At 43.4% G+C, this 502-nt stretch carries 1 protein-coding gene; it reads left to right on the forward strand.

The genetic code is table 11. From position 1 onward, the window contains the following. Positions 1-115: 115 nt before the first annotated feature. A partial coding sequence (gene nhaR / locus R7Q09_RS28730; protein WP_318144282.1) for a transcriptional activator NhaR occupies positions 116-502 on the forward strand: 387 nt, incomplete at its 3' end.

Here is a 502-nt window from a genome sequence, read left to right on the forward strand (position 1 = left end):
GTATTTTCGGTAAAACTTAATTTTAGTTGGTTAAAGTGATGGTTTTGCCGAGTATCTTGTCTGTCTCTGTCACATTTGGTATAAAAAGCATCACCTTCTTTTCTGGAATTGGCCGATGTCACATCTAAATTACAACCATCTTTATTACTTCTGGATGGTGTGCAAGCAAGGCTCTGTTACCAAGGCCGCGGATGCGCTTTTTCTCACTCCTCAAACGGTGACCGGGCAAATCAAAGCGCTTGAAGAGCGGATGAAAGGTAAGCTAACCAAGCGAAACGGCCGTACTGTCGAACCAACAGAACTCGGACAATTGGTCTTCAAATATGCGGATCGTATGTTTGGTTTAAGCTATGAGATGCTTGATATTGTGAACTACAGTCAGCACTCCAACATTTTGTTTGAAGTTGGTGTCGCCGATGCGCTGTCAAAACGGCTAGTTAGTAAAGTGCTGATGACAACCGTGCCTGAAGACAACAGTATCCATTTACGTTGTTACGAGTCG

The organism is Vibrio sp. 2130-1 (assembly GCF_033339515.1).